This is a genomic window from Burkholderia sp. MR1-5-21, from assembly GCF_053427715.1.
Map to the genome: position 1 here is coordinate 1 of NZ_JBSAXD010000072.1, position 5,286 is coordinate 5,286.

Annotated in this window: 4 protein-coding genes; 1 reads left to right on the forward strand and 3 read right to left on the reverse strand. The window is 66.9% G+C overall.

From position 1 onward, the window contains the following. Positions 1–108: 108 nt before the first annotated feature. The 3 genes from phaC to ACV229_RS40370 form a co-directional block, all read right to left on the reverse strand. Complete coding sequence (phaC, locus tag ACV229_RS40360) at positions 109–1,977, reverse strand: class I poly(R)-hydroxyalkanoic acid synthase (RefSeq protein WP_448088626.1); 1,869 nt, start codon at positions 1,975–1,977, stop codon at positions 109–111. Between the two features lie 352 nt (positions 1,978–2,329). Next, complete coding sequence (pgeF, locus tag ACV229_RS40365) at positions 2,330–3,169, reverse strand: peptidoglycan editing factor PgeF (protein ID WP_448088627.1); 840 nt, start codon at positions 3,167–3,169, stop codon at positions 2,330–2,332. Positions 3,170–3,175: 6 nt separating this feature from the next. Next, on the reverse strand, positions 3,176–4,375 hold the full coding sequence (locus ACV229_RS40370) for an RluA family pseudouridine synthase (protein WP_448088628.1): 1,200 nt from the start codon (positions 4,373–4,375) through the stop codon (positions 3,176–3,178). A gap of 41 nt (positions 4,376–4,416) precedes the next feature. On the opposite strand from ACV229_RS40370, the gene ACV229_RS40375 reads away from it, so the two are divergent. Then, positions 4,417–5,241, forward strand: coding sequence for an outer membrane protein assembly factor BamD (locus ACV229_RS40375; protein WP_448088629.1), 825 nt, complete (start codon positions 4,417–4,419; stop codon positions 5,239–5,241). The last annotated feature ends 45 nt before the right edge of the window (positions 5,242–5,286 follow it).

A 5,286-nucleotide genomic window follows, 5' to 3' on the forward strand; every position in this document is an offset into this window, starting at 1 on the left:
GTCCGTCATTTCACTTTCCTCCGGACCGGCGCGACACGACGCATCGCTACCCGCCCTGTTAAAAAAACTGCGGCGCGCCGGACAGCGTGCGCCGCTGTCCGGCATTCGTCAATCGCGTTGCAGCACGTAGCGGCCAGGCGCCGGCTCGATCACCGGGAACTGCGCCGAGCCGAGCTGCGCGGGCGGCGCTCCCTTGCGGCCGCCGTACTGGTCGAGCCATTCGACCCACGTCGGCCACCAGCTGCCGGGATGCTCGGTCGCACCCGCGAACCAGTCGCCGGCCGATTCCGGCAGGTCGCGATCGTCGTCGACCCAGTAGCTGCGCTTCTTCTTCGCGGGCGGGTTGATCACGCCGGCGATATGACCCGACGCGCCGAGCACGAACTTCAGCGGGCCCGTCAGGATCGATGCGGACACATAGGCCGTCTGCCACGGCACGATGTGATCCTCGCGCGAGCCGTAGATGAAGGTCGGCACGTCGATCCGCGACAGGTCGACCGGCTCGCCGCAAACGGTGAGCGCGCCCGGCACGCGCAGCTTGTTCTCGAGATAGGTATTGCGCAGGTACCACGCGTACATCGGGCCCGGCAGGTTCGTCGAATCGCTGTTCCAGTACAGCAGGTCGAACGGCGCCGGCGTGCGGCCCTTCAGGTAGTTGTCGACGACGTAATTCCACACGAGGTCGTTCGGACGCAGGAACGAGAACGTGTTCGCGAACTCGACGCCGCGCATCAGCCCCGGCGGCGACCCGTTCTTGCCGCCGATCGTCTGCTCGCGCATCTGCACGTGCGCCTCGTCGACGAACACGTCGACGACGCCCGTATCGGAGAAGTCGAGCATCGCGGTGAGCAGCGTCATCGACGCGGCCGGATGCTCGCCGCGCGCCGCCAGCACCGCGAGCGCGGTCGCGAGCATCGTGCCGCCGACGCAGAAGCCGAGCGTGTTGATCTGTTCGCGGCCGCTGACCTGCTGCACCGCGTCGATCGCGGCCAGCACGCCTTCGTTCATGTAGTCGTCCCAGTTCTTGTGGGCGACCGACGCATCCGCGTTGCGCCACGACACGAGGAACACCTGGTGGCCGCACGACAGCGCATGCGCGACCAGCGAGTTCTCGGGCTGCAGGTCGAGGATGTAGAACTTGTTGATGCTCGGCGGCACGATCAGCAGCGGCCGCTCGAACACCTGCTCCGTCGTCGGCCGGTACTGGATCAGCTGGATCAGGTCGTTCTCGTAGACGACCGCGCCTTCGGTACAGCCGAGATTCTTGCCGACCACGAACTGCGATTCGTCGGTCTGCGAAATCTTGCCGCGCTGCATGTCGCCGAGCAGGTTCATCATCCCCTGCCGCAGGCTCTCGCCCTGCGTCTCGAGGATCGACTTCTGCGCATCCGGATTGAGCGCGAGGTAGTTGCTCGGCGAGGCGGCCGCCGTCCACTGCTGGACCGCGAAGCGGATCCGCTCGCGGGTCTTCGGATCGGTCTCGAGCGCGTCCGCGAGCTCCTGCAGGTAACGCGCATTCAGCAGGTACCACGCCGCAGCGAACGCATGCGCGGGCGAGGCCTTCCATGCGTCGCCGCTGAAACGGCGGTCCTTCAGTTCAGGCGCCTCGAGCTTCGTGGCGGTCGCCTGCTGCATCAGCGTCACGCAGTCGCGCGCATAGTCGGACTGGAGCTTCTGCAGGCGTTCGGCCGGAATCGCTGCGACCGGCAGCTGCATCCCCGCGAACGGCGATGCCGCGACGCCGAGGTCGGGCATCGACGGCATCTGGAACGGAAACGATTTGGGGAACTGAAATGTCGCGAACGGATTCGTCGTGGCCGACGCAGTCGCGGCCCGAGCCGGATCCGCGAAGCCTCGCCACGCAGTCAACCACGCCTCGAACATCTGCTGCATCGGCTGGACTGCCTGGTCGAATGCCTGGCGGCCAGCGAAAGTGTCCGCCTGTGCGGACGTCGACGAGTTTTTCGATGCTGTCATTACCTGCCTTACCGGTGATTCCTGAGCGTCTATCGTGGAAATCCTGCTCGCGACGCGGCATGCCGCCCAGCGAGCCGGGCCGTCATGCTCTGGAGAGGCGTCTCCAGATTCTGCCGCAGTGCGGTATTTTTATCATTATCGTTTTCCCCATGTGAAGCGCCACATCAAACCTTCACCCTTTTCGGTACGGAGATAATCCACGCACGACAGGCGGGACAAGGCTTCCGGCGAACGGGAAAACATTTTGATTCGCTTGACTTCGCATTTCTTCATTTGACCGCGCAAGCAACGCCGAAGCGCCGCGCAAATATCGAGATAATCGATTGTGCATCGCAACAAACCCGCGCGCAAGTCAATCGGCGAGCCAGATTGCCGCGGCCATGCGGCCCGTCACGCGATCCCGCCGATACGAATAGAAGCGCGCTTGCTCGGTGACCGTACATGTGCTGCCGCCACTCACGTGCGCGACACCCGCGCGCGCGAGACGCAGTCGGGCCAGTGCGTAGAGGTCGGCGAGATACTTGCCGGGCGCGCCGTCGATCGCGACGAACGCGCGCCGGGTTTCATCATGCTCCGACTGCGGGGCCATGTCGAGAAATGCGTCGCGCACGTCCGCGCCGACCTCGAACGCGTGCGGGCCGATGGCCGGCCCGAGGAACGCGCGCAGGCTGTCGGGCGCATCGCCGGCAAGCGCCGCGACACACGCTGCCGTGTCTTCGACGATGCCGGCCGCGAGCCCGCGCCAGCCCGCGTGAGCGGCGCCCACCGCACGCCCTTGCGCATCGCACAGCAGCACGGGCAGGCAGTCGGCGACCATCACGACGCAGATCGCATGCGCACGGTCCGTCACGCTCGCGTCCGCCTGCACCGGTGCAGCGGAACCGGGATCGGCCGCGATCACTTCATCCGCGCGCACGATCCGCACGCCGTGCACCTGCTCGAGCCACGCCGCGCGCGGCTCGCCCGCGAGCGCCAGCAGCCGCGCGCGGTTCTCGGCGACATGCGCGGGATCGTCGCCCGTGTGCAGGCCGAGGTTCATCCCGCCCGGCTGCGCGGCACCGGCCTGCCAGCGCCCGTAAGGGCCCTCGCTGACCCCGCCGTCGCGTGTCGTGATCAGCGCGCGCACACGCGGCGACACCTGCCAGTCGGGCTGCACGCAGTCCTGCCAGACCAACGGCGCCAGGTTCGTCATCGCCACTCACTCCTCCTCATCGTCCTGATACGGCTCGTCATCGTACTCGCCGCCGAAATCGTCGTCATACGCCCCTTCTTCGTCGAATTCCGCGTCGTCGTGCCCGAAGCCGAGCGCCTCGACGAGCGCGTTCATATCGTCCGGCAGCGGGCAGCGCCATTGCATCGTCCTGCCCGTCACCGGATGCACGAGACCGAGCCGCCATGCGTGCAGCGCCTGCCGCGCGAACCCGTCCGGAAGCGGCTGCACCGACCGCTTGCCGCGCGCGCGCCCGTACACGGGGTCGCCGAGCAGCGGATGCCCGACATGCGAGCAATGCACGCGGATCTGGTGGGTCCGGCCCGTCTCGAGATCGCACTGGATCGCCGAAACCGGCTGACGTTGCCACATGCATGTGTCAACCGTGCGGAAATGCGTGCGAGCGGGCTTGCCCGATGCGCCCGTCACGACCGCCATGCGGGTGCGCTCGCGCGGATCGCGGCCGATCGGCGCGTCGATCGTGCCTTCTTCCGGCATCGTGCCCCAGACGAGCGCGAAGTAGCGGCGCTTCACGGTACGCGCCTGCAGCTGGCGGACGAGATCGGTCTGCGCAGCGAGCGTGCGCGCGACCACCATCAGGCCCGACGTTTCCTTGTCGAGCCGGTGGACGATGCCGGCGCGCGGCAGGCCCGCCGCCGCGTCGCCGTAGCGGTGCAGCAGCCCGTTGAGGATCGTGCCGCTCCAGTTGCCCGCGGCGGGATGCACGACGAGGCCGGCCGGCTTGTTGATGACGACGAGCGCGTCGTCCTCGTAGACGATGTCGAGCGGCACGGGCTCCGGCGTGAACGCGAGCTGTTCCGGCAGCAGGTCGGGCACGAGCTCGATCGTCGCGCCGAGCGGCACCGGCTGGCGGATCTTCGCGGGCGCGCCGTCGACACGCACCCGCTGCGCGTCGATCCAGCTCTGCAACCGGCTGCGGGAGAATTCGGGGAAGAGCTGTGCGAGCGCCTTGTCGAGGCGTTCGCCGGCAAGCGATACGGGGACTTCGACGACGCGCGGCGCGTCGTCGCCCGCGACAGGCGGCACGACGGACGATTGCAGCGCGTCGCCGGTCAGGTCATCGTCGAGCGAATCACCGGCGGCAGCGTCGGCTGGCCGGTCGCTTGGGCTATAATCTTCGCGATTTGACGTGCCCTGCTGGGCATTCTGCGAATTTGAACGGGTCATTTAGACTGGGTCACCGAGACTTGAAGCTAGGACATGCGAGCATGATGAATTCGACCAAACGTGCGGCAATCACCGTCGTCGCCCGGGCCACGGCGGTTGCAGCCGCTGCCCTCATCGCGGGCTGCCACGGCTTGCCGCAGAAGCAGGACGAGACGGCGACCTGGTCGAACAACAAATTATACTCAGAGGCCCAGGACGCGCTGTCCGGCGGCGACTGGGGCAAGTGCGCGAAATACTTCGAGTCGCTGCAGGGTCGCGACCCGTTCGGGCATTTCGCGCAGCAGGCGCAGATCAACGTTGCGTACTGCAACTGGAAGGACAACGAACCGGCCGCCGCCGACCAGGCCGTCGACCGCTTCATCCAGCTCCACCCGGATCACCCCGACGTACCGTATGCGTACTACCTGAAGGGCATGATCCACTTCAACGACGATCTGGGCCTGTTCGGCCGCTTCTCCGGCCAGGACATGAGCGAGCGCGACCCGCAGGCGCTGCGCGAGTCGTACGATGCGTTCAAGATCGTCGTCGACCGTTTCCCGAAGAGCAAGTACGCGCCCGACGCCGCGGCCCGCATGCGCTACATCGTCAATGCGCTCGCGTCGCACGAAGTGCACGCCGCGGACTACTACTACCGACGCGGCGCGTACGTCGCGGCCATCAACCGCGCGCAGCTCGCGATCAAGGAATACAAGGGTGCGCCGGCGATCGAGGATGCGCTGCACATCATGATCCTGTCGTACGGCAAACTGAACCAGCCGGAGCTCGCCGAGGACACGAAGCGCGTGCTCGCGGGCACGTTCCCGGACAGCCCGTACGTCACGGGCCATGCGCGCCCGGGCGCGAAGAAGTCGTGGTGGCAGTTCTGAGCGGCTGCGTCGCGTGAAGCAACAAAAAAACCCGGCCCATCAGGC